The following is a 23062-nucleotide window of genomic DNA, read 5'->3' on the forward strand; positions in this document are numbered from 1 at the left end:
AAAGATATTAAACTCTTTGAACGCACATACTCTTGTGTATGTGGACAAAAGATGGATAGAGACCTAAATGCAGCGATTAACATCGGCGTTCAAGGTCTAATAGCATATGTAACAAAAGCGTATGGAACAGACGCAATAGCTTGGTAAATTAATAGACACTGGTCTGTTTTACCCAAGAAGCCCCCACTTCTAATGATGTTCATTAAGTGGTGGGAGTAGTTCACTACTTTTTACTGGTTATTTTGATGTTATCGTCTTCACATTAATTGCAGTTACGTTTGGTATATTTGACACCGTATATCAGCTTGCATTTATGAGTATGTTTCCAGAGGTTATTGAAAAAGGACAACATTCTAGAGCTTACTCTTCATCAAGTCTGATATGGCCAGTTTCTGCAGCTGTCATGGCTCCTGTAGCAGCATTTATGATTGAAAATTATGAGTTTGGAGTTGCCATGTTAATGGCATTTAATGCAGCAACATTTTTAGTAGCTGCACTGATGGAAACGACGATTCGGCTTGAAGAAGTATTGAATAAAAAGCATATGAAAGGTTTTCAATTTATTGAAGACTTGAAAGAAGGATTCAGATATTATAAAGTTGAAAAAGGAATTTTGGGGATTGGAATTTTGTTTGCTGCATTCTCGTTCGTGTAAATGGCACATGATTTACTGAGGATGCCATACTTTATTAGAAGTGAACTTTATACACTTCAAGATTTTTCATTTTTAATTACTGCTGGTTCAGTCGGTAGAATCATTGGTGGATTCATCCATTATTTGTTTAAGTACCCTCCAAAAAAGAGATATATTATTGCTGTGACAGTTTATTTGACAGTAGAATTATTTAGTGCAACGATGCTTTATATGCCGTATTTTGTTATGATTACTTTAAGCTTTTTAGTTGGGTTATTATCTGTTACGTCATACAATATTAGAATGACTGCAACACAATTATATATACCTGCACATATGCGTGGGCGAATCAACTCAACACAAGGATTATTATGGAATATTGGCGCAATTCTTGGTGCGTTAATCATAGGTTTTATCGCAGAATATACAACATACGATTATCGCCTTATTATGCTATTATCCGCAAGTAAATCTGTTGTTGCTATTTTCTTAATTCCAATTAGAATGAAATCAGAATTTGTTAAAATATATAACGCTGACATATAAAAAAAAACAGAAGTTATTTTTCTGGTTTTTTTCTTATTTAACACGTAATACTACACATTTTAGATACAAGGATTCATCAGAACCAAGTAGTGCAGGATGATCCTTACCCTGGATTCTAAACTCAACCAATTGAGTGATACGTTTTGCATCATAAGCTGCATCCATCAACATTTCTAGGAATAGAGATGGTGACATATAATGTGAGCAAGAGCATGTCATTAAATATCCGTCTGGATTTATTATTTTCAATGCAGACAAGTTGATATCTTTATATCCCTTGTATGCTTTTTTTATGTCATCATTTTTCTTAGCAAACGCTGGAGGGTCTAAAATGACAACATCAAATGTCTCTTTGTTTGTGTCGTATAATCTTAGTTGTTCGAATACGTTTGCTTTGCTTGCTTTGACTTGATCAAGCTGATTGAGTCTAGCATTTTTCTCTATTTGAGTTACAGCATGCTCAGATATATCAAGGCAGGTCACAAGCTTTGCTCCATAATAAGCAGCATGTAAACCGAATCCTCCTATATGTGAAAAACAATCTAATACAGTCTTGTTTTTAACATAGGGTTTCAATGCTTTGTGGTTGTCTTGTTGATCCAAAAATGAACCTGTTTTTTGTCCATTGATTATGTCGATTTCCATGTTTAATTCATTTTCTTTAATGATAACAGACGATGGAACATCACCGTAAATTACACCTTTAAATAATTCTAAACCTTCTTTTTTTCTAACCGATACATCACTGCGTTCATAGATGCCTTTTGGATTAAAAATATCGACTAGAATTTTGATAAACATATCTTTTCTTTGGTCGATCCCTAATGACAATATCTGAACTGATAAATAGTCTCCATACTTATCAATAATTAGACCTGGAATACCATCTGATTCTCCAAATAAAACGCGATAACTGTTCGAATATCCCAGACTTTTTCTTGAATTATTTGATGTTTCAACAAGGTTTTTAAAGAAAGATTCATCAATAATTTCATCTAAATTTCGTGATAAAATTCTAACAAAAATTTTGGAAGATGTGTTTAAAAAACCTTTGCCAACAAACTCGTTTTTACTGCTAAAAACAGAAGCTAATTCACCACTTTTTATAGTCCCTTCAATCCTGTCAATTTCATTATTAAAAACCCATGGATGTCCCTGGTTTATTCTTATCTCTTCAGTAGGTTTTAAGTATATTTTGCATGTGTCCATATTTGTCATCACTCCTCAGCCCATTATAGCATGTTGTTTGTAAAATCTTAGTTTTTATTATATAAAAGGAGCAGGTAGTGCTGCTCCTTATTCATTGTTTGAGTTGTTTTTATAATAGTTTAGGACGAAATCTTGGAAGTGTATTTTGAAATCTTCTTCAATCAATTTCGTAAACTTTTCAATTTTCTTATCGTTGCCTTCAAAGTGTAAGACATTAAAGCATTTAACAATCATTTTACTATAATTCTCAAGATCGCCTTTGCGGTAGTAACCTAGGGCATTATAGTAGTAAAAATAATCCATTAAATAATACGATTTGAGTGCAAAATTACGCTCTATTCCCATGTCACAAAACTTTATAACTTTGTCATATTCATCATGCATTCCAAAATATTTTGAAATTTTTGCTAATGTGAATGTAAAAATTTTCTCATTTGCACCACTAATAACGATAGATGAATCGTTAATATAATCATTTATTTTTTCTAATATCTTCGTGTGCTGATTATTATCAAGTAAATCTAACAGTGAACTCAAAATCAACATTTCTACTGAAGTAATAATCTGCTGATTGAGTAATTTTGGATAATTTATTAATTTTGAATTTTCTTCAGCTGCATGTATCTTGGAAATTTTATTTGAGTACAAATTATCCATGATGATACTGTGTTTATACATCAACTGATTTGCTTTCTCGATAATATGATCCAACGGAATATTTTTTGACTGCTCTAAAAAGGCAGTATGTTCGAAGTTAACAGCTAAATTGTATAAATTATTGATTAATTGAGTTTCCTCTATTTTTGCAATCTCAAACTCACGTAATAAATTATCGGTTTTTACACCGATTTTGGATGTTAATCTGTCGATTACTTGAAATGGTAAATCAGATTCACCATTTAAATATCTACGATACTGTCTCAAAGAAACGACACCATTTGTAAATTCATCTTGAGATATGTTTCTAGCAGATCTTAGACGTTCTAGGTAGATGCAAAGCTCTTTTGATTTCATTTTTCCACCATTTTTCCGAATTTTGTTTGAATTTTTGTACGAATAGGACATATACGCCCTATTATTTTATCCTAATTGATTATACAATTAGGTAAAAGGGAGGCATTAGCCATGAAAAAATTAGTAGTTGTCGCAACAGTTTTAGCATTCGTTTTTGCAGTAAAAGTAGGATTAGAGTATTCAACAATGGATTTCCACAATTCAGGTAATCCAGAATATGAAGAGTTAGACTTTCACAATTCAGGTAATCCAGAATATGAAGAATTAGATTTCCACAATTCAGGTAATCCAGAATATGAAGAGTTAGATTTCCACAATTCAGGTAATCCAGAATATGAAGAATTAGATTTCCACAATTCAGGTAATCCAGAATATGAAGAGTTAGACTTTCACAATTCAGGTAATCCAGAATATGAAGAATTAGATTTCCACAATTCAGGTAATCCAGAATATGAAGAATTAGATTTCCACAATTCAGGCAATCCAGAATATGAAGAACTAGACTTCAGTAACTCAGGGCTTCCAAACGGTTTTGATCTTTAATCACAAAAATTATAGCTAAACTGAATTCATACTCATTATAGCACATATTGATGTCAGTGAAACGGTTAAATGTGCTGATAAATTACTTTCATGAGTGGTTTTTAGAACAATAGGTTTAGCAAAAATCAAAACTAAACATTCAGTATCCTTACTGAATGACCTAGAAAATTTAATCATCAAAACATCGGAGTTGATAAAGTGATATACGCCATCATGATATGGATTATAGCAACCTTTTCAATCGTCTGGATAATGCATCGTGGTTATATGCAGCATAAAATGATATTATCTCATAGCCAAGATGACTCGAATTTCGAGAAACTTCAGAATAATATGAAAAGTAGTATAGCACAAACTGCATTGGTAATCATTTTAGTGTGGTGGATTTCTTTCATGTTGCTCGAAGTATTAAAAAATAGCATTTTTGACTATCAAACTACATATAATTATCAATGGATTGCTATTTTGACAATTGGATTCACTCTTGTTGTCATACACTTTGTCAATAACAGATTTATAAGCAAAAAATACAATGTTCGTATATATGATAAAATAGTTTCTTTTGAGCGTACATTATGTATAATCATTAGCCTAATTTACGCATTAATAGCAAGCTATGCAGCTGAAGCTATTATCATATTTGCAACTTAAATTTATAGATAGTATTGATTCATTAGGGTATCATAAATCACATTTGTGGCTTACTGAAAGGATATGATCGAATATGAAAAATTTAATCAAATTTACACTCATTTTGGGAATATTTGCATCTGTTTATTTTGTTGGTGATCAATTAATAGGCATCTTTATTCCTAATCATGAAACAATAACCAATACATCATTGTTGTTTTTGTATGGTGGTATTACAGGTTATGTATTGTTTATCGTCTTTGTAGTACTACTACAAGAAGAAGGATTTCGCAAAATTAGAGGATACAAACCTAAACTAAGTAAAACAATACATCAATTGTATATTTTTATCGCTGCAGTATTTATACTGATTGCTTTTATTAATTTTGAGCTACAACTATTAATTCTATTGGCTTTAGTCTTTATGCTGATAACAGCATCTCTTGATTCGATTCGCGACAAAATCATTCAAGAGAAAGAAGGCAATGTGTTACATCCCAAAAAAATTATATAATATTTTTAAATCTCATGGCTAAGTACTGGCTATTATTGATTTGCGACAACTTCAATAATTGACAGTTATACAGTATTGTTTCCCTACAATATTTAGGTTTTATAAAATATTAATTTTTTCACCTTTGCAGGTAAAAGGCGTCTCTCCTTTTACCTTTTTCCCTGTAAAAAGACTAACAATTGTAATTTCATATTGTATAGAGTATGATTAAGATAAAGGAGATGATATGATGTCCGTTAAAGAAATCATAAGAAAAAGGGTCAGTCAATCCAATTTTACTGATCAAAAAATCGATTTAGACGTATTAACTCGATTACTCGATGACTCAGTTCATGCACCAAATCACAAAATGAGACAACCTTGGAGATTTATAATTCTTGAGGGTGATGGTAAGGAAAACTTTAGAACAAAATATTTAAATGAGTTAAATGATAAAACAAAGAATTTATTTGAAATGAAACTTAATAAAGTATTTAGTGCACCTGTAATTGTCGCTTTTTTAATGAAGAAAAACGATAATATCCATGATGATCTTGAAGATATGCAAGCAGTAGCAGCACTCATTCAAAATTTTTTACTTTTGTTAACAGAACTAAATATTGGTAGCCATTGGAAGACACCACCATATATTGAGACAGATACTTTTAAAGATATTTTAGGTGTTGATACTAACGAAATCATTGTTGCATTGGTTATGGTCGGTTATCCAGGAAAAGAAACTCCCCTTAAACCGAGAAAAAGCGCAAATTCATTAACAACATTTTATCGTTGATTTTGTTGAGATAACTAAATAAAAATTGTCAGCAGGTTTTATCTGCTGACAATTTTCACTATTATAGTTCTAAATAAACTTTTCCATTCTCAATTAATGTTTTAAAGATTACAGGTTTTTTGGTTGGTAACTTTATAAAACCAACCTGTGCTTTCTTTACAATTGTTCCTGTTTGAATATTGAATTTTGCTCCGTGTTTCTTACATTGAACGACATTACTATCCAAAGATCCTTCTGCCAAAGATGCTCCCATATGTGGACACTTATCCTGTATTGCATAGATTTTTTCATCTAAGAAAATAACCAAAACAGGCAATTCATCAATGACTACCCTCTTTTTAAACTCTTTCCTCAATACTTCATAGTCTGCAACAAAATGCAACACTCTACCACCTCTTTCAATTTTATTTTACTTTGAAATGTCTAGTTGCGGATACTGCTGTTTGCCATCCTTGAATATATTTTTTTCTCAAACTTGCTTCCATGTGAGGTTTAAAAAGTTTCTCTAATTTCCATGAGGATTTAATTTCGTCAAATGATTTCCAATAATCAGTAGACAAACCAGCCAAATAAGCTGCTCCAAGAGCAGTTGTTTCTTGAATGATAGGTCGTTCAACTTCAAGATTCAATATATCTGCCTGAAATTGCATTAAAAAATTATTGACTGCAGCTCCGCCATCAACTTTAAACGATTGAATTGGCAACTTGGTGTCTTCCTCCATAGCTCTTAATACATCCATGGACTGATAACAAATCGACTCTAAAATTGCCCGTGTAAGATGTTCTTTAGTTGTTCCTCGTGTTAATCCAAATATAGCACCTTTAGCATCTGCATCCCAATATGGAGTACCTAAACCAACAAAAGCAGGAACAATATACACTCCATCGTTATCAGGTAATGCTGTTGCTAAGTTTTCAGTTTCTGATGCTGTGTGAATAAGATTAATTCCATCTCTTAACCATTGAACAGAGGAACCAGCAACGAACACACTACCTTCTAATGCATATGTAATTTTTCCTTGAATTCCCCAAGCAATTGTTGTTAATAACCCATGATCTGATTGAACAGGAGTTTCTCCTGTATTCATTAACATAAAACAACCAGTGCCGTATGTGTTTTTAACCATACCTTTATCAAAACAGGTTTGACCAAACAGTGCAGCTTGCTGATCACCAGCCATTCCACTGATAGGTATTTTTTGACCAAAAAAGTGATGTTGAACAGTGTGAGCATAAACTTCAGAAGAAGACCTGACATCAGGCAACATTTTCATTGGTATATCTAGTATTGAACAAAGTTCTTTATCCCATTTGAGCTCATGAATATTATAAATCAATGTTCGACTGGCATTTGTATAGTCTGTAATATGCTTTCCACCACTTAGTTTATATACAATCCATGAGTCAATCGTTCCAAATAGAAGTTCACCTTTAGTTGCTCTATCTCTTGATCCAGGCACATGGTCTAAAATCCATTTAATTTTAGTTCCAGAAAAATAAGCATCGATAAGTAATCCAGTTTTATCTCTAAATAATTGATTATATCCTTTTTCAATTAACTGTTCACATATCTCATTAGTTTGCCTTGATTGCCAAACGACTGCATTATAAATTGGCTGACCTGTTTTCTTATCCCAAACCACTGTAGTCTCACGCTGATTAGTTATCCCTATTGCATGAATTTGATTAGCTTTAATATTTGCTTCTAAAAGAGATCTTGCCATTACGGCTAAAACACTAACCCAAATTTGGTTTGCGTTATGTTCGACCCAACCTGGTTTTGGATATTCTTGTTTGATCTCTTCACTAGCAACAGCAATGATATTACTATTGTGATCAAAGATGATTGCTCTTGTGCTGGTCGTTCCTTGATCGATTGCTAAAATGTATTTTTTCATATCTTTCTCCCAGAAAGTTTTAGAGTTTATATATCTTATATTTTAACATGTTTATGTAACAAGTACACAAGGAACCTCGCGTGCGCGCGTTTCCTTATTTATATGTATCATAATAATGCCGTTGAAGTATTTGTTATGAGCAAGTATAGATGACGGCCTATTTAAGCAATTTTAAAGTAATTTGATCTTAGAACTTTTTTGGAAAAATGATAGTATCTAGTCGCTTGTTCAATTAAAGATAAATTCGTAGCATGGCGGTCAGCTAAATGTAAATAAGTGGTACCATCAAATACTGCATAGTCTTTAAATAATACAATACTACCTGGGGTGCCAAATATATCATTCCCAACGTATTTTGTATAATCTCCACCTAAATCAAACATGTTATTAAGTATAGGTAGGATATCAAAAGATGTCGATAATTGATGAATCGTTGTTGGTGTTATATCACTAGACCAGATGTATAAATTACCTCGATGCCTCATGAAATCAATCTCAATATTTGCATAGTCCGTATAAACATCTTGATCTAATGTGTAAGGATAATGATCGCTTGAAAAAACGATAACAGTATCTTCTAAAATATCTTTTGCCTGTAAATCATTAAGTAAAAGTCCAAGCATTAAATCCAATTCTATTTGTGTCGCTATATAATATTTAATCGAATCATGAAGTTCAGATTCATAGTGTTGCTCAACAAGGTCAATGTGAACTTGGGCAACGTCATGATTGGCTGAGTATGGAGAATGTCCAGCAAAAGATATTACAAAGCTATAAAATGGGTTGTCATCAGGAAGTATCAAATGTGATGATTGTTCGTAAAAAATAGTGTCAAACTTTTTTTCCACATCTGATAATCCTATTTCATCTTGACCATAAAATGCATGATATCCATAACCCATGTATGTAATATGTCTCCTATAGAATTCTTTGTAATTTCCATGGAAGGCACGAGTTGTATATTGATTTGCAGCAAACAATGAAGCAAGAGATGTACGATAACTATTATTTGTGAAAGTTGAAGTCGTAGGACCATCTTCAATAGATGGAACTAAACTTGTATTAAAAATAAATTCTGTATCACTTGTCGTTCTTTGGAAAACAGGTGTAAAGTGATTTTGGAAGTCTATACCTCCTGTTTTCAATTTATAAATGTTAGGTGTGAGTGTTTCAGACAATGCAATCTCATCAAATGATTCTGCCAATATGAAAATCAAATTTTTGTCTTTAAAAATACCACTGTATGCATTTACTTCATGGCTTTTCATATTTGTATCTAAATAATCCTCGATATATGAGACATCCCTTTTTGAAGGAAACGTCGGAATTAAACTATCAATAAAATCTCTTAAGAGGAGTTGACTAACACCAAATCTTGACGCAAACCGAGTTCGATTGAAAACAGTTTGATATAAATAATGATCGCTAGTATAAGGTCTATCTTTTTGAACACTATAGTCAACATTTAATTGAATCAAAACAAATAATAATGAAGGTATCATTAACAGCCTTAAAACCAATTTTCTATTGATTTCTAGATGAGATACTTTTGTGTATTTACTATATAAGTATATGGCAGCCGCTATCAAAATAATGATGAAGACATAAAGCCAATTTGCTTTATACATACCTTCTCCAGACTCAATGCCTTCTCTAAGTGTTGTTGCTTCTTTGAAACTAAAAAAGTCGTTGAAAATACGATAATATGTGTCTTGGCCGATTGTGTAAATACCATAAATAATGAGTATAAAAAAATCAAAGAATTTGCTCAGTTTAACAGGTAACAATAGGCTTATTAAAGCAGTAAACGATAAAATAAGCAAAATTGAGAAAAGATAAACTCGAGAAAATGGTAATTGATTTTTTATCAAAAAAACACTTTCGATTACAAAAATTGTTATAAAGATAATGAGCTTATCTTTATGCATGCTATTATAAAATTTAATGCTAAATTTATTGATATAGACAAGGTAAATCAAAAGACCAACAGATGATAAAAAAATCATCCAATTGATTATTGATACGAAGATACTATCTGTTTTATGTGCTTCAAATAATACAAGTTTTACAACAAGTAAAACACTTAGTGCAATTAAGATGGTTAATGTTTTAATTAATCTAGTTCTGTACATTCTATCCCTACCTGTATTAACAGTGTTCTTTATATTGATTATACAACAAAAAGACCGGTTAAGTGCACCAGTCTTCAAAATGTGGAATCTATTTGTATAATATCTTCTGCATTGATTTTCTCAAAACTTGACAAAACGATTATTTTTTGAATCCAATCTATTTTTCTAATTTTTCCAAAGGTCGTTTTTAAATAGCCGTCTCGATAGAATTCTATTTCAATTTCAAAATCTTGATGATAAGCAAGCTGAAGTTTACGATTGAGTTCTTCATACTGGTCATCACTTAACGAAGGGCGATCCTTTTTGCCAAGACGATACTTTAAATCGTTAAGCATTGAATGGTATCCAACGAGTGCATCAAAAGGTGCCCACTTAATGATACCTCGGTCAACATAGGGTTCGTTATGCATGGTGACCTCCAATCATTTTGTTTCTAGCTTTAATCGTAGATGATTTGAATTCACTTGATGCTCTATTGACACTATTTTTTCCGAATTTATACTTAATCTCGTCAACGGACGCATAAAGATTATGTTCTTTAATTAACTGATCAACATCTTCAAATAGTGAAAACTGATAAATGTTGTTTTGTTTTAAGTTTGTCACGCTGACATGAACACGACGAATGGGTTCATCTTCATAATATGTTTTAAAAAGAGATAGACAAGCTTCATATATAGTAGATGTGCTAGAACTTGGTTGATCAAGTGTTATCTGTCTAGAAAAACCGCCACCTACGGCTTTACTGTAACCAATACCAAAGCTTACAGTTCGACAAACTTTTTTGTTTAAGCGAAGACGTCTTGTGACATCATCAACCATCTCCATAATAATCTGAAAGATATCTGGCACATAGTAATCAGAAAATAGAGTTTGTCCGATACCATAACTTTTTCCAACACTTCTTATATTTTTCTTGTTTTGAATTAGGCTCATATCGATACCATGTGTATGATAATAAAGCTCTTCACCTAATATTCCAAAGTTTTTCTTTAGTGTTGTTATATCATAGTGTGCAATATCTCCGATGGTCTTTAGACCGAAACGTCCTAAATTTCGTTCCATATTCCTCCCTATGCCCCACATTTCGCTTAAAGGAGTAACGGGCCATAATTTTGTTGGAATGTCATCATACGTCCATTTAGCAATGAAATCAGGTGCTTTTTTAGACTCGATATCTAAAGCAAGTTTTGACATAAGCATATTTTCACCAATGCCACAGGTTGCGAATAATTTTGTCTCATCGTAGATTGTTTTTAAAATTGTTTTGGCTAATTCAAGATCAGTTTTATTATAATAGGTTAGATATTCAGTAATATCTAGAAAAGCTTCATCAACGGAATAGACATATAAATCTTCTTCAGAAATAAATCTTAAGTAGATTTCAATAATTTTAGTAGAATATTCTAAATATAGTTCCATACGAGGTTTTTGAAAAATAATAGGCATATCTGTAGGTAATTCATGAATGCGACAACGACTTGGCATGCCTTTGCTTTTAAGGTATGGCGATACAGCTAAAACGATAGAACCACCACCGCGAGATTTATCAGCTACAACTAAAGGTGTTTGAAACGGATCCAAACCTAAAACTGCACATTCGACAGATGCATAAAAACTCTTTAGATCGATGCATAAAATCTTTCGATGTAATTTGTATGATTCCATATTCCCACCTCACTTGTGTCATCATTATATCAATTATTTTTGAAAAGAAAAGAGGAAAGAGACAAGTTTTTTTATGAAAATGTTATCAGAAAAAAATTGCATTTATATTCATTTTAAAAATAGATTTTTGGTAACCATAGGCAAATCGCCTTACCAAGTGATATGCCATCATTTGATAAAAAAAGACAGCTGATTTAGCTGTCATTTTGATGTTTGTCTTCCTAATAATTCAAAGAGTTCATCTTTTTCGTTTTGAGATAGATAGCGGTATTCACCGACTGGAATATCTAGTTTAATGTTCATGATTCTAACACGTTTAAGAGAAGTAACTGTATAACCGAAGTATTCAGCCATTCTACGAATTTGTCGATTCAAACCTTCGGTAAGAATAATTTTGAATCGCTTAGGTCCCAATTGTTTAACAACACATGGTTTTGTGATGGTATTCAAGATTGGAACGCCATTCGACATTTTGGTTGCAAAATCTTGAGATAAAACACGGTCAACTTCGACAATATATTCTTTTTCGTGTGCGTTTTCTGCACGTAAGATTTGATTGACGATGTCACCGTGGTTTGTTAATAGAATTAAGCCTTCGCTGTCTTTATCGAGTCTACCAATATGAAAAATGCGTGAGGGATAATTGATAAAGTCAATCATATTTCCTTTGATAGATTGGTCTGTAGTTGATACGATACCAACAGGCTTGTTAAGCGCTATATAAACATGTTGTTCTCTTGGCTTTAAAGCTTTTCCTTCAAACGTGACAACGTCATTTTCTAATACCTGATCTCCAATCACTGCTTGTCGTCCATTTATTTTCACGAGGCCTTGCTCAATATAACGATCAGCTTGACGCCTTGAGCAAAATCCAACTTCACTTAAATATTTGTTAATGCGTGTAGACATGTTAAACTGCCGCTTTATAACAAACAGGTTTAGGGTATGATTTTCCTTTTAGGTCAACCGTTATAGATTCGATGATGATATCATCATAAGGTTGATCATGATAGTCTCTTGATTGAGAAACGATTTTATCGACAACTTCAATGCCTTCAACGACTCCACCGAATCCTGCATATGAACCATCAAGATGTGGAGAATTTTTATGCATAATGAAAAACTGAGACGTTTGTGAGTTTGGGTCATTTGTTCTTGCCATTGATATGACACCTCTTGTGTGTTTCAATGGGTTGTCATGGCCATTGAGGGTGAACTCACCTTTGATTGGACAAGGTGTATCATTTTTGCTTCGGCCACCTTGAATCATAAATTCAGGAATAATACGATGGAAAATTAAACCATCATAAAAATTTTCTTGAACAAGCTTTATAAAGTTGCTAACCGTGTTTGGAGCAACACTTGGAAAAAGTTCTAACTGAATGACACCGAAATCTTTGATTTTCATTGTCACTTTTGGGTTTTCTTTGTTTAAATATTCATCGTAACTCATATTTGACCTCCTTTATGATTACGTCCGTATTATATCAATCTTTGATTGAAAAAGCACGACATATAATTTATAGATAAAAATCATTTATTTTAAAACACTTTTTTGTTTTGCGAATCGATGATTTCTATATTTTGAAAAACTGACAGTCCCATAAACACCAGTTACAATCATCAAACTACCTATAAAGTGATAGTAGTAGAGCTGTTCGTTCAATAATGTTGCACCAGCAATGACAGCAACAATCGTTGATAAGTTAGCATATATGCTTGTAATATGAGCTGGAGCTTTGCTAAGCGCATAATTGACAAGAAAAAATCCACCAATCGATGCGACAATACCCAAATAGATAATCGGTATAACAAGTTCTATGTGGTATAGATTATAGATATAATCAATCATACGATTTTCTGATCCTAATTTAATTAAATACATAAAATTAAATGTAAATGCTCCAAAAAGCATCATAAAATAGGTGAGCTCATAAGGTTTTAATGATTTTGATGCATTTCTAGATGCGATATTGAAAAATGCAGCAGCTAATACTGCGCCTAAAAGAAGTAGGAATCCAAGTGCTTCAAACTGTAAACCATCATTGGTTTTCATTAATTGGATAAACAGTACACCTGTAACACTTAAGATGATAAAAAAGAATTGGATCAATCTAGGTTTTTCCTTGAGGAAAACAGCACTTAATAGGGTAACAAAGATTGGAATCAACGCAATCATCATACCTGCTTCACCACTTGTTGTTCGTTGAAGACCAAATGTTTCTAATAAAAAGTATAAGACGGGTTGAAATAAAGCAACCAAAATTAAATGTTTGATTTGTTCTTTTTTAAATCTAATTTTAATGACTTTAAACAGCCTTAGAATTTCAAATGCTAAAAAAGCAATCAAAAATCGATAGGCAATTAATCCTATTGGACTTACAAAATCTAGAGCAATTTTAGAAAACATAAATGAAAAGCCAAATATCGTTGCTAATAGTATTCCTGCGATGTGTACGCTTTTTTGCATGTTATAACCATAACCAATGTCATCATAAATAACTTGGTCAATCCCTTTTTTGTGTGATTTGAATCCATCCACTTCTTATCATAACAGGTTTATTTGAAAATGAATTAAAAAAAACATAGTTTATTTAATATATATATTAAGACAGCAAAAATACACTTATTTCAAAAAAATTAATATTAATGTATTGACAATAGTGTATGACATACAGTATAATGAGAACAAGGAGTGATTGAGATGGATCAAACAGTACTAAATAACATGATTGTAGAACTTCGGCGTGGCACGCAAATCATTTCAGTTTTAAGTCAACTGAAAAAAACTCAATATGGATACTCATTACTTCAAACACTAGAAGAAAAAGGCGTAGCAATGGAAGCAGGCACCTTATATCCTCTATTAAGAAGGTTGGAATCACAAGGTTTGCTTAAGAGTGAATGGGATACATCAGAGTCAAGACCTAGAAAGTATTATTTATTAAGTGATGATGGACTTGTGGTATATCATCAATTAATCAAAGAGTGGAAACAAATAAATCATGAAATAAAACTACTCATAGAGGAGGAAGTGTAAATGAAGAATATCATTGATCGTTATATTTATGCAGTAACAAAAAGATTACCGGAAGACATGAGAAATAGCGTTACAGAAGAGCTAAAAGCAAACATTATGGACATGCTACCTGAAAACGCTAAGGATGAGGAAATTGAGAAAGTGCTTTATGAACTTGGGCATCCTAGAACGCTAGCGAACAATTACCGAGGAAAAGAGCGATATCTAATTTCTCCGTTATATTTTGATGACTATATCAATGTATTGAAAATTGTAGGTATTATTGTATTGATCGTTACTTTGGTTTTTGGAACTATAGATGCATCACTAAATTATGAAGCAACAACGATTCTTGGAGCAATAGCAGAAATAACAGCAAAAATAATTGCTACAGTCATAAGTGGTTTATTCACAGCTTTTGCTTGGGTAACAATTATATTTGCTTTAATTGACTATCATACAAAAACGACTGAGAAAACTGATTGGAAGTTAGTTGATTTACCTGATTTACCAAAAGAAAACAGTGCAAAAATATCACGCACTGGTACAATTATTGAAATGATATTAGGTGTCACTTTTTCAGTTATTTTCATTTCGATTCTACTGAATTACTTAAATGTGATTGCAATATACGATAATGGAGTTATTGTTACACATATCTTTAATACAGATGTTGCTCAAAGCTTTATTCCATTTTTTATAGTATCACTAATCGTTTTGGTTGTAGTCAGTTTAGCTAAACTATATTACAAGAGTTGGAATGTTCATCTTGCTATTATGTATACAGCATATCAAATATTATCAGTAGTCATCCTAATTCTTTTTGTTAATCATTCAATGCTTATTCAGCCACAAGTGTTTGAAGTGATTTCAAACTATTTGGAACATACAACAACAGAAGTGATTACAGGATTCAACAAAGGTATGATAGCCTTCTCGGTTGTAATAACAATCTTAGTAACTATTGATTTAATAAGTATTTGGTACAAGACATTAAAAAAGAAACCAGTTAAGTAAACATAAAAAAAAGTTGCAAATAATTTTTTGCAACTTTTATTATTAATGATTTGCATTAATTAACGTAAGGTCTTTTTTCTTCAGGATCCTCAATACGTTTTTTAGGTGCTTCTTTATCAATATTAATTCCTTTATCAGCTTCTTTATCTTTTCCGACTTGTTTTCCTGCATTAATTGATGCTGAATATTCGCGATATTTAGAATATCCACCAAAACCATCATATCCAAGATATGCTGCACCAACCAATGAGATGATTAAGAAGAATAATGCAACTGACTCATATCCGAAATCTGGTAGAACTGCAATAATAGCACCCATTGATAGAATAACAATGTGAGCCCAAAATTTAGGTACTTCAGTTTTTTCTTCAAAAAATGCAATCGAATTAAAAAATACTAATCCTCTAGCATAGAAGAAGAAAGCTAATGAATATTGGTAAACTGTACTCCATATAGGTTCGTCAGTCAAAGTTGATCCTTTAGTAATTCCAATATAAACCAAAAGAATACCAATAAGGGTATCGAATATGATTTCTACTAAATTAATCGTTCGAAGAACCTCTTTGTGTAATGACTTTAACAAAGGATAAATTCTAAAAACTGAGAAAATAAGAATGGTAACACCTGTGATTGTATAAACAAAATCTGGTGAAAAGAACATAAAAAAGCCAACACCAAGCAGTAAAGCAGCTAAAACCCATTTTAATACCCACCCATAACCGTATTTCGCTTTACTCATAAAAAAGACCTCCTATGATTATTTCTTAATTGCATTATATAGCATTTATATAATTTATGCAATAAATGAGAAAAGAAAGCGATAAAACTGCATAAATATGTATGATAACATTAAATCTATGAATTTTATAAGTGAAGAATAGATTATTTTGCATTAAATGTTATAATTAAAGTAACAAAAATGAAGGAGTATAGATATGAAAAATAGAATTTTAGCAGTAATGCCTTTAGTTAGTGTTTTATTTTTTCTCGTTGCAGGATTATATTGGGGACAATGGGTGTTAGGTTTAACAGCATTTTTATTGATACCATTAAGTTGGATCATACTTACAGGTAAACCATTAAAAAGATTAAGTGAAATCATGCCTTTTATCTGTCTTGTTCTATTCTTATGGTTAGGATTTGGATTGAACTTATGGCATCCAGGATGGATGGTATTCTTTTTAATTCCATTAGTGAACATTATTGTTGAGCGTAGAATCAACGCTAGAAAAATTGTTGGTATTATTGTTACTGGTGCATATATAGGCATCGGTTTAGCAACTGGACAATGGCATCCTACATGGATTATGTTCTTATTGATTCCAATTATTAATACAATTTTCTTTCCTCAAAGACATGCATATATTAATTTAAATAAAGACATGTTTAGAGCAAAGTTTAAAGATATTATTATTGAACATGAACAACGTAAACCAAAAGATGATGATGATTTTTAATAAAATTTTATAGACGAAAACAACCTTCATATGATTGAAGGTTTTTTTTTATATTTCTTTAATCATCTAATTAGATAATAACTTGATATTCAAAGTAACTTGTGTTATTCTAAATCAAATGTTTATAAAAACTTAATCTATATAAAAGGAGAACAATATGGAATTCTGGAATAATAGTTATTGGTCTAGTATAAATCAAATTGCTTTTTTAGCTGTAGTTTTAATGATATCAAATGTCATTCGTCGAAAAGTAGGATTTTTAAGAAAGTCATTACTTCCAACTGCAGTATTAGCTGGATTTATTGTCTTATTCATTAAAGTAAGTAATATTTTACCTGAAGGTTTTTTTCAAGTATCATTTATGGAAGTTATCACATTTCACACATTAGCAATCGGTTTTATTGCATTAGCACTTAAGTCATTATCAAATCAAAAGAAAGCGTCAAAAATGGTGGCAGTTGAAAGTGGATTGGTAATTGTCGGAACGTATGTTATTCAAGCAGTTGTGGGTCTAATTATTACCATTACGCTTACTTTGACATTTTTCCCTAATTTAATCACGGGAGCTGGAATGCTTTTACCAATGGGTTTTGGACAAGGCCCTGGACCTGCAGCGAATATGGGAAGTGTTTATGAGACAAATGTTATAAATCCTTTTATTGGTGGTAAAGCATTTGGATTAAGTATTGCATCCTTAGGATTTGTGTGGGCATGTGTTGGTGGTGTTCTTTATTTAAATTATCTTGTTAAGAAGAAAAAGCTTGAAGTTGAAGATGAACTAGTCGTTACTGAAGTTGTCACTTCACATGTTGTTGAAGAAGCAGATGAAATTCCTTTATCAGAAGCGATTGACAAGTTTACAGTTCAAATATGTTTGGTATTAATTGTTTATTTTACGACGTTCTTTTTTATGAAGGGCTTTGATTATATAATTTTGACTGGAGCATTTGGTGATTTTGGTATAGAATCCATGCGTCCGTTAATCTGGGGATTTAATTTTATTTGGGCAACACTCTTCGCTTTATTGTTTAAACGTATTTTTGCTAAGCTAAGAGATATGAATATTATGCAACGACGTTATCCTAATGATTATATGCTTAACCGAATTGCAGGCACTGTATTTGACTTTATGATAATTGCAAGTATATCAGCAATCAATATTGCAGACTTAGAAAGACTTTGGATTCCATTTATTATTCTTACAACTGTAGGTGGTGTGGTTACATTTATCTACATTCGCTTTATATGTAAAAGAGTATATCCAGATTATGAACTTGAAGCTACTATTTCAATGTTTGGTATGCTAACAGGAACTGCATCGACAGGTGTTGCACTATTAAGAGAAGTTGATCCACATTTTAAAACTCCAGCTGCTAATAATTTAGTTTTAGGAGCAAGTAGTGCGATAGCATTTGGATTTCCATTATTAATGCTTGTTGGATTAGCATATAGAAGTGATCAGCTTGCATTTATTACACTTGGAATTGTTATCGTAGCATTTTTTGTGATTAATATTTTCTTGTTAAGAAAAAGAATTTTCAAAAGAGCTGTAGTAACAACTTAAAACTTTTGTTAAATAAGTTAAGAGAATAAAAAAAAATACAACCCCAAATTAAAAAAACTAAAGGTTGTATTTTTCTTTATCTTTTTTTAAATAACGAGTAGTTGATGTAAATCAATAAGGTATCCTAAGTAAATATGAAGAATGAGTGAAAGCCAATTGACAAAATGAAACATAAAATGTTTTGTTTTATGTCTTTTGAAATGCATTGCCAGTATGCCACCTAATGCACCAAATAAAATACTTAACATAAATAACGATTTTTCACTTATTCTTTGTTTGTTTTGAATCGATTTCTTTTTATCTATTGCATATGCAAAATAAGTAATCACGGACATAATTAGAATTATTGTAACATAAATAATCATATAGACTCCAATCAAGATTTTATATCTTATTGTACCATATGCATCAACTTCTTTTATTATAAATAAAAAAGTACAAAAAAATGTTTGAATAGACAAATTCATAGTATAATATATACGTCTCAATAAAATAAACAAAAAGGGGATTTAATTATGAGGATAGAAAGTGATCAAAAATTAGACTTCAGCGATGTATTAATACGTCCTAAACGTTCAACATTATCAAGTAGAAAAGATGTTGATTTAGACCGAGAATATACGTTTAGACATAGTCAAAAAAAGTGGAAAGGTATTCCAATAATGGCAGCAAACATGGATGGTGTAGGAACCATCAATATGGCACTTGCACTTCAAGAACACCATATGTTTACATGTTTGGTAAAATCATATACACCACAAACACTTGAAAAACATCAAAATCAATTGAATCCACAATACTGTGCAGTCAGTACAGGAACAAATGCACAAGACTTTAAAAAGCTTGTAGATATATTAAATAAATTTCCTAAAATCCAATATATTTGTATAGATGTTGCTAACGGATATTCAGAACATTTTGGAGATTTTGTTGAAAAAGTTAGAAAAACTTATCCCGAACATATTATTATAGCAGGTAATGTTGTAACTGCAGATATGACTCAAGAATTGATTTTAAGAGGAGCAGATATCGTTAAAGTAGGCATTGGACCTGGTAGTGTTTGTACAACACGAATTCAAACAGGTGTTGGATATCCACAATTAAGTGCAATTATTGAGTGTGCTGATGCAGCACACGGATTAGGAGCACATATCATTAGTGATGGTGGATGTACATGTCCTGGTGATGTAGCAAAGGCTTTTGGTGCTGGAGCAGATTTCGTTATGTTAGGTGGTATGTTAGCTGGACATGATGAAGGTGGTGGTCAAGTCATCACTGAGCATCATTTCACTAATCAAAGAGATCCTGAAACTTTAGAAGATATTTATGAAGAGAAAAGATTTGTTAAGTTTTATGGCATGAGTTCAGAAACTGCAATGAAGAAGAATTATGGTGAAGTTGCAGATTATAGAAGTTCAGAAGGTAAAACAGTTAAGATTCCATATCGCCAAAATGTTGATGTTACAGTAAAAGATATTTTAGGTGGTTTAAGATCAACTTGCACTTATGTTGGAGCACCAACTTTGAAACAATTATCTAAATGTACAACATTTGTAAGAGTAGCAAAGCAATTTAATTCAGTATTTGGCAACGGAACAAAATAAAGATTTGTATTCATGAGCTAACTTGGTTATTCAAGTTGGCTTTTATTTTTGACATCATTTATACGAAGTAACATAAAAATATCCGGATATTTTGTTTGTTTATCTGTATCAAATAACTTATAATAACAATACATGTTGCAAATATATAGAGATTGGAATGAGGGATTCGATGAACAATAAAAGCAAAAATAATAAAGCAATGGAAAAAGCAATCATTTTAGCAAGAAAAACGATGTTTGATGATGAAGGAGGACCATTTGGAGCTGCTGTGTTAGATCCACATGGAAAAATAATTGGGCTTGCTTCAAATTCAGTATTAGCAGAACAAGATCCGACAGCACATGCTGAAATTAATGCAATTCGAAAAGCCTGTCAAGTTTTAGGGACACATGATCTGACTGGATGTACACTTGTTACTACATGTTATCCATGTCCAATGTGTCTTGGAGCAATTATTTGGGCGAATATCAAAGATGTTGTTTATGGTTGCCGAACAGAAGATGCGGAAGCAATCGGTTTTAGAGATGACTTCATATATAAATTTATTAAAGATGGAAACCAAGATAAAGAAATACTTATATTGAGTGAAGAATCAAGAGAACAATGCTTAGAACTATTCAATGAATATAAGGAAAGCGATAAGACGATATACTAGGAAAAAGATTTCACATACTGGAATCTTTTTTTATAGCAGTGAAACATAAATTTATGCAAAATTGCTTTTATTTTGCAAAAACGCTTTTTTGATGTATAATGAAAGTGTATTCCCCATATATAGATTTTTAGTGTATCATTAGATTAAAGAGTATAGTATTGGGATTTACAGTTTCAATCGCTCGTTTAGGGCAGTGATTTACGTAATACGATTAATATAATTTAGTAATTGCATTTCTTGTATTTATCTATATGGGGAATACCTACTTATTAAATTTTTAAGATGAACCTTAACAGGTTCTTTTTTTTGTTAAGAAAGAGTATCGAAGTATATCGTGCTGTATAATCAAATTACAAAAAAAGTTAAGAACATATTAAAATTTAAGTATTGTTTGCAATGACAATTTAGAATATAATAAAATTAAACAATAAAATACATTTAATGATTTTTAATCATGTGTCTATTTATACTGATGAATGAACCAATATGATAATAAATGAGGTTTGAATATGGGGAATCATTTATTTAAAAACTATTATAAATCCATTTTTGATCATAGTCTAGATGCTATTCTTTTGACAAGTCCAGATGGCAGAATTCATCGAGCTAATCAAGCAGCGTGTGATATGTTTCAAAGAACAGAAGAGGAAATATGCACCTTAGGACGTGAAGGTATCGTTGATGTAGATGATCCAAAACTAAACGAAGCACTCAAGATAAGAGAACAAATGGGTCAAGCAAGAACTGAACTATCATTTAGAAGAAAAGATGGATCAAAGTTTATTGGTGATATAACGTCATCAATTATTAAACGAAATCACCAATTATGGACAGTTATTATTATAAGAGATATAACTTACTTTAAAGAAACTGAATTTGCATTAAGGAAAGCACAAAAGGAATCTCAATTTTTGTCGAATCATGATTATTTAACAGGATTGTTAGATCGACGAGGGTTTGTAGAAAAGCTCGAAAATGAGATTCAATTGATTAGCGAAAATAATTCAACAATGTGTTTAATATTTATAGATTTAGACAATTTCAAGAGAATCAATGATAAAAATGGGCATATTATTGGTGATAACGTTTTGAAGAAATTAAGCAAGGCAATTATAAAAAATGTTAGACCATATGATGTTGTTGGAAGATATGGTGGTGATGAGTTCATCATATGTTGCCCTGAAACTGAAATTAAAGAAGCAATTAACATCGCCGAAAGAATTAGAGTAGACATTGAATGTTTAGAAGTCATCCATGGAGCAAAAACAATAAAGACAACAGCAAGCATTGGCATTGCTAAATATGACGCCTCATTCAAAGACGATGTTGATGCATTTATAAAAATTGCTGATGATAACATGTATCAAGCAAAAACGAAAAGAAATTATGTGTATGTGGTTAAATAACATCTATAAATATTAATGAATAATATCTACCACCAGGTAGGTATTTTTTTAACAAAAAAAGCCTAGATAGGCTTTATTGTTGATTTGTCTGTGTTGATGATTTCATTTTTAATACATATCTATTTCTTGGATGATCCCGACATTCTTTTGAACAAGATCCTAAAAATTTACGTTCATTTTCTTCACTACAAATGATTTGTTTGTTACACTCTGGGTTTGCACAATTGATATATCGTTCACAGGGGTCTCCAGTAAAATAGTCCTTACCTACGATAATATGATCTACCTGATTAATCGGCACACTTATACGTTGATCAAAGACATAGCAATTACCTTCCCATAATTGTCCTTTGGTTTCTGGATGTTTTCCATATGTGATAATACCACCATGAAGTTGACCTACATCTTTGAATCCCTCTTTTTTAAGCCATCCTGAGAACTTTTCACAACGAACTCCTCCTGTACAATAAGTTAATATTCGTTTGCCTTTTAATAAGTGTTTATTTTCTCTAATCCAATTGGGAAGTTCTCTAAATCTTTTTATTTCTGGTTTTAGTGCTCCTTTGAAGTGACCTAAGTCATACTCATAATCATTTCTTGCATCTATAACTAATGTGTTAGGATCATTTAAACCATCATAAAATTCTTTAGGTTCAACATATTTACCTGTAATTTCTAATGGATTAATATCATCTTCGAGACTAAAATTAACAAGTTCATTTTTGACTCTAACATGCATTTTTTTAAAGGCATGTTCAACAGCCTCATCTATTTTAAAAA

General features: G+C 31.6%; 27 protein-coding genes. 14 read left to right on the forward strand and 13 right to left on the reverse strand.

Annotated features, from left to right (window positions below; all coding sequences use genetic code 11):
- The first annotated feature begins 6 nt into the window (after positions 1-6).
- The 3 genes from QJ521_RS09680 to QJ521_RS07760 all read left to right on the forward strand — a co-directional run bounded on the left by QJ521_RS09680 (position 7) and on the right by QJ521_RS07760 (position 1180).
- Positions 7-147, forward strand: coding sequence for a zinc ribbon domain-containing protein (locus tag QJ521_RS09680; RefSeq protein ID WP_347568092.1), 141 nt, complete (start codon positions 7-9; stop codon positions 145-147).
- A gap of 166 nt (positions 148-313) precedes the next feature.
- Positions 314-655, forward strand: a complete 342-nt coding sequence (locus QJ521_RS07755) for an MFS transporter (protein WP_282839890.1) — start codon at positions 314-316, stop codon at positions 653-655.
- A gap of 21 nt (positions 656-676) precedes the next feature.
- The gene (locus QJ521_RS07760) at positions 677-1180 is read left to right on the forward strand and encodes an MFS transporter (RefSeq protein WP_282839891.1); all 504 of its coding nucleotides are present in this window, start codon (positions 677-679) and stop codon (positions 1178-1180) included.
- 33 nt (positions 1181-1213) lie between these two features.
- Here the strand turns inward: QJ521_RS07760 and QJ521_RS07765 are convergent, their stop codons facing one another.
- Positions 1214-2389 (reverse strand): class I SAM-dependent rRNA methyltransferase, encoded by a 1176-nt coding sequence (locus QJ521_RS07765; protein ID WP_282839892.1) that lies wholly within the window; start codon positions 2387-2389, stop codon positions 1214-1216.
- Between the two features lie 87 nt (positions 2390-2476).
- Positions 2477-3403 carry a helix-turn-helix domain-containing protein gene (locus tag QJ521_RS07770; protein WP_282839893.1) on the reverse strand — a complete coding sequence of 309 codons (927 nt, stop codon included), beginning with the start codon at positions 3401-3403 and terminating at the stop codon, positions 2477-2479.
- A 111-nt stretch (positions 3404-3514) separates the two neighbouring features.
- On the opposite strand from QJ521_RS07770, the gene QJ521_RS07775 reads away from it, so the two are divergent.
- From QJ521_RS07775 to QJ521_RS07790, 4 genes are all read left to right on the forward strand, one after another.
- Positions 3515-3946 carry a hypothetical protein gene (locus QJ521_RS07775; RefSeq protein ID WP_282839894.1) on the forward strand — a complete coding sequence of 144 codons (432 nt, stop codon included), beginning with the start codon at positions 3515-3517 and terminating at the stop codon, positions 3944-3946.
- A gap of 198 nt (positions 3947-4144) precedes the next feature.
- Positions 4145-4597 (forward strand): hypothetical protein, encoded by a 453-nt coding sequence (locus QJ521_RS07780; RefSeq protein ID WP_282839895.1) that lies wholly within the window; start codon positions 4145-4147, stop codon positions 4595-4597.
- A 73-nt stretch (positions 4598-4670) separates the two neighbouring features.
- Positions 4671-5090 carry a hypothetical protein gene (locus QJ521_RS07785; protein ID WP_282839896.1) on the forward strand — a complete coding sequence of 140 codons (420 nt, stop codon included), beginning with the start codon at positions 4671-4673 and terminating at the stop codon, positions 5088-5090.
- Positions 5091-5319: 229 nt separating this feature from the next.
- Entirely contained in the window at positions 5320-5862 is a 543-nt protein-coding gene (locus tag QJ521_RS07790) for a nitroreductase family protein (protein ID WP_282839897.1), read from the forward strand.
- A 61-nt stretch (positions 5863-5923) separates the two neighbouring features.
- Here the strand turns inward: QJ521_RS07790 and QJ521_RS07795 are convergent, their stop codons facing one another.
- The 8 genes from QJ521_RS07795 to QJ521_RS07830 form a co-directional block, all read right to left on the reverse strand.
- Positions 5924-6247, reverse strand: coding sequence for a Rieske (2Fe-2S) protein (locus tag QJ521_RS07795; protein WP_282839898.1), 324 nt, complete (start codon positions 6245-6247; stop codon positions 5924-5926).
- Between the two features lie 19 nt (positions 6248-6266).
- Positions 6267-7760 (reverse strand): glycerol kinase GlpK, encoded by a 1494-nt coding sequence (gene glpK / locus QJ521_RS07800; RefSeq protein WP_282839899.1) that lies wholly within the window; start codon positions 7758-7760, stop codon positions 6267-6269.
- Positions 7761-7921: 161 nt separating this feature from the next.
- Positions 7922-9892, reverse strand: coding sequence for an LTA synthase family protein (locus tag QJ521_RS07805; protein WP_282839900.1), 1971 nt, complete (start codon positions 9890-9892; stop codon positions 7922-7924).
- A 74-nt stretch (positions 9893-9966) separates the two neighbouring features.
- Positions 9967-10302 carry a YolD-like family protein gene (locus tag QJ521_RS07810; RefSeq protein ID WP_282839901.1) on the reverse strand — a complete coding sequence of 112 codons (336 nt, stop codon included), beginning with the start codon at positions 10300-10302 and terminating at the stop codon, positions 9967-9969.
- A complete protein-coding gene (locus tag QJ521_RS07815; protein WP_282839902.1) occupies positions 10295-11560 on the reverse strand; it encodes a Y-family DNA polymerase in 1266 nt (421 codons plus the stop codon). The genes QJ521_RS07810 and QJ521_RS07815 overlap by 8 nt, the downstream gene beginning before the upstream one ends.
- 201 nt (positions 11561-11761) lie before the next feature.
- Positions 11762-12469: a 23S rRNA pseudouridine(2604) synthase RluF gene (rluF, locus tag QJ521_RS07820; RefSeq protein WP_282839903.1), complete on the reverse strand. Its 708-nt coding sequence runs from the start codon at positions 12467-12469 to the stop codon at positions 11762-11764.
- Position 12470: 1 nt separating this feature from the next.
- Complete coding sequence (locus QJ521_RS07825; protein ID WP_282839904.1) at positions 12471-13013, reverse strand: peptidylprolyl isomerase; 543 nt, start codon at positions 13011-13013, stop codon at positions 12471-12473.
- Between the two features lie 84 nt (positions 13014-13097).
- On the reverse strand, positions 13098-14102 hold the full coding sequence (locus QJ521_RS07830; RefSeq protein WP_282839905.1) for a DMT family transporter: 1005 nt from the start codon (positions 14100-14102) through the stop codon (positions 13098-13100).
- Between the two features lie 162 nt (positions 14103-14264).
- On the opposite strand from QJ521_RS07830, the gene QJ521_RS07835 reads away from it, so the two are divergent.
- Entirely contained in the window at positions 14265-14600 is a 336-nt protein-coding gene (locus QJ521_RS07835) for a PadR family transcriptional regulator (protein ID WP_282839906.1), read from the forward strand.
- Complete coding sequence (locus QJ521_RS07840) at positions 14601-15596, forward strand: hypothetical protein (protein ID WP_282839907.1); 996 nt, start codon at positions 14601-14603, stop codon at positions 15594-15596. It abuts the gene before it with no gap.
- Positions 15597-15651: 55 nt separating this feature from the next.
- Here QJ521_RS07840 and QJ521_RS07845 read toward each other — a convergent pair whose 3' ends face one another.
- Positions 15652-16335: a hypothetical protein gene (locus QJ521_RS07845; RefSeq protein ID WP_282839908.1), complete on the reverse strand. Its 684-nt coding sequence runs from the start codon at positions 16333-16335 to the stop codon at positions 15652-15654.
- A gap of 196 nt (positions 16336-16531) precedes the next feature.
- On the opposite strand from QJ521_RS07845, the gene QJ521_RS07850 reads away from it, so the two are divergent.
- Both QJ521_RS07850 and QJ521_RS07855 read left to right on the forward strand, forming a co-directional pair.
- Positions 16532-17053 (forward strand): hypothetical protein, encoded by a 522-nt coding sequence (locus QJ521_RS07850; RefSeq protein WP_282839909.1) that lies wholly within the window; start codon positions 16532-16534, stop codon positions 17051-17053.
- A 157-nt stretch (positions 17054-17210) separates the two neighbouring features.
- Positions 17211-18617, forward strand: coding sequence for a sodium/glutamate symporter family protein (locus tag QJ521_RS07855; RefSeq protein ID WP_282839910.1), 1407 nt, complete (start codon positions 17211-17213; stop codon positions 18615-18617).
- An 86-nt stretch (positions 18618-18703) separates the two neighbouring features.
- On the opposite strand, the gene QJ521_RS07860 is transcribed toward QJ521_RS07855, so the two are convergent.
- Positions 18704-18982, reverse strand: a complete 279-nt coding sequence (locus QJ521_RS07860) for a DUF1294 domain-containing protein (protein ID WP_282839911.1) — start codon at positions 18980-18982, stop codon at positions 18704-18706.
- 150 nt (positions 18983-19132) lie between these two features.
- Between QJ521_RS07860 and QJ521_RS07865 the strand changes: the two genes are divergently transcribed.
- The 3 genes from QJ521_RS07865 to QJ521_RS07875 all read left to right on the forward strand — a co-directional run bounded on the left by QJ521_RS07865 (position 19133) and on the right by QJ521_RS07875 (position 22282).
- Entirely contained in the window at positions 19133-20221 is a 1089-nt protein-coding gene (locus QJ521_RS07865; protein WP_282839912.1) for a GMP reductase, read from the forward strand.
- 169 nt (positions 20222-20390) lie between these two features.
- Positions 20391-20876: a nucleoside deaminase gene (locus tag QJ521_RS07870; protein ID WP_282839913.1), complete on the forward strand. Its 486-nt coding sequence runs from the start codon at positions 20391-20393 to the stop codon at positions 20874-20876.
- 509 nt (positions 20877-21385) lie between these two features.
- Positions 21386-22282: a sensor domain-containing diguanylate cyclase gene (locus QJ521_RS07875; protein ID WP_282839914.1), complete on the forward strand. Its 897-nt coding sequence runs from the start codon at positions 21386-21388 to the stop codon at positions 22280-22282.
- A gap of 73 nt (positions 22283-22355) precedes the next feature.
- Here QJ521_RS07875 and trhO read toward each other — a convergent pair.
- A partial coding sequence (gene trhO / locus QJ521_RS07880) for an oxygen-dependent tRNA uridine(34) hydroxylase TrhO (protein ID WP_282839915.1) occupies positions 22356-23062 on the reverse strand: 707 nt, incomplete at its 5' end.

This window comes from Peloplasma aerotolerans (assembly GCF_030012175.1).
In the GTDB taxonomy this organism is placed as follows: domain Bacteria; phylum Bacillota_I; class Bacilli_A; order Acholeplasmatales; family Acholeplasmataceae; genus Peloplasma; species Peloplasma aerotolerans.

Bases quoted from the DNA above. Each gene is read 5' to 3' on its own strand.
- QJ521_RS07755 (WP_282839890.1), top strand. From the start codon at position 314: ATGAGTATGTTTCCAGAGGTTATTGAAAAAGGACAACATTCTAGAGCT.
- QJ521_RS07760 (WP_282839891.1), top strand. From the start codon at position 677: ATGCCATACTTTATTAGAAGTGAACTTTATACACTTCAAGATTTTTCA.
- QJ521_RS07765 (WP_282839892.1), bottom strand. From the start codon at position 2,389: ATGGACACATGCAAAATATACTTAAAACCTACTGAAGAGATAAGAATA.
- QJ521_RS07770 (WP_282839893.1), bottom strand. From the start codon at position 3,403: ATGAAATCAAAAGAGCTTTGCATCTACCTAGAACGTCTAAGATCTGCT.
- QJ521_RS07775 (WP_282839894.1), top strand. From the start codon at position 3,515: ATGAAAAAATTAGTAGTTGTCGCAACAGTTTTAGCATTCGTTTTTGCA.
- QJ521_RS07785 (WP_282839896.1), top strand. From the start codon at position 4,671: ATGAAAAATTTAATCAAATTTACACTCATTTTGGGAATATTTGCATCT.
- QJ521_RS07790 (WP_282839897.1), top strand. From the start codon at position 5,320: ATGTCCGTTAAAGAAATCATAAGAAAAAGGGTCAGTCAATCCAATTTT.
- glpK (WP_282839899.1), bottom strand. From the start codon at position 7,760: ATGAAAAAATACATTTTAGCAATCGATCAAGGAACGACCAGCACAAGA.
- QJ521_RS07805 (WP_282839900.1), bottom strand. From the start codon at position 9,892: ATGTACAGAACTAGATTAATTAAAACATTAACCATCTTAATTGCACTA.
- QJ521_RS07810 (WP_282839901.1), bottom strand. From the start codon at position 10,302: ATGCATAACGAACCCTATGTTGACCGAGGTATCATTAAGTGGGCACCT.
- QJ521_RS07815 (WP_282839902.1), bottom strand. From the start codon at position 11,560: ATGGAATCATACAAATTACATCGAAAGATTTTATGCATCGATCTAAAG.
- rluF (WP_282839903.1), bottom strand. From the start codon at position 12,469: ATGTCTACACGCATTAACAAATATTTAAGTGAAGTTGGATTTTGCTCA.
- QJ521_RS07825 (WP_282839904.1), bottom strand. From the start codon at position 13,013: ATGAGTTACGATGAATATTTAAACAAAGAAAACCCAAAAGTGACAATG.
- QJ521_RS07835 (WP_282839906.1), top strand. From the start codon at position 14,265: ATGGATCAAACAGTACTAAATAACATGATTGTAGAACTTCGGCGTGGC.
- QJ521_RS07840 (WP_282839907.1), top strand. From the start codon at position 14,601: ATGAAGAATATCATTGATCGTTATATTTATGCAGTAACAAAAAGATTA.
- QJ521_RS07845 (WP_282839908.1), bottom strand. From the start codon at position 16,335: ATGAGTAAAGCGAAATACGGTTATGGGTGGGTATTAAAATGGGTTTTA.
- QJ521_RS07850 (WP_282839909.1), top strand. From the start codon at position 16,532: ATGAAAAATAGAATTTTAGCAGTAATGCCTTTAGTTAGTGTTTTATTT.
- QJ521_RS07855 (WP_282839910.1), top strand. From the start codon at position 17,211: ATGGAATTCTGGAATAATAGTTATTGGTCTAGTATAAATCAAATTGCT.
- QJ521_RS07860 (WP_282839911.1), bottom strand. From the start codon at position 18,982: ATGATTATTTATGTTACAATAATTCTAATTATGTCCGTGATTACTTAT.
- QJ521_RS07865 (WP_282839912.1), top strand. From the start codon at position 19,133: ATGAGGATAGAAAGTGATCAAAAATTAGACTTCAGCGATGTATTAATA.
- QJ521_RS07870 (WP_282839913.1), top strand. From the start codon at position 20,391: ATGAACAATAAAAGCAAAAATAATAAAGCAATGGAAAAAGCAATCATT.
- QJ521_RS07875 (WP_282839914.1), top strand. From the start codon at position 21,386: ATGGGGAATCATTTATTTAAAAACTATTATAAATCCATTTTTGATCAT.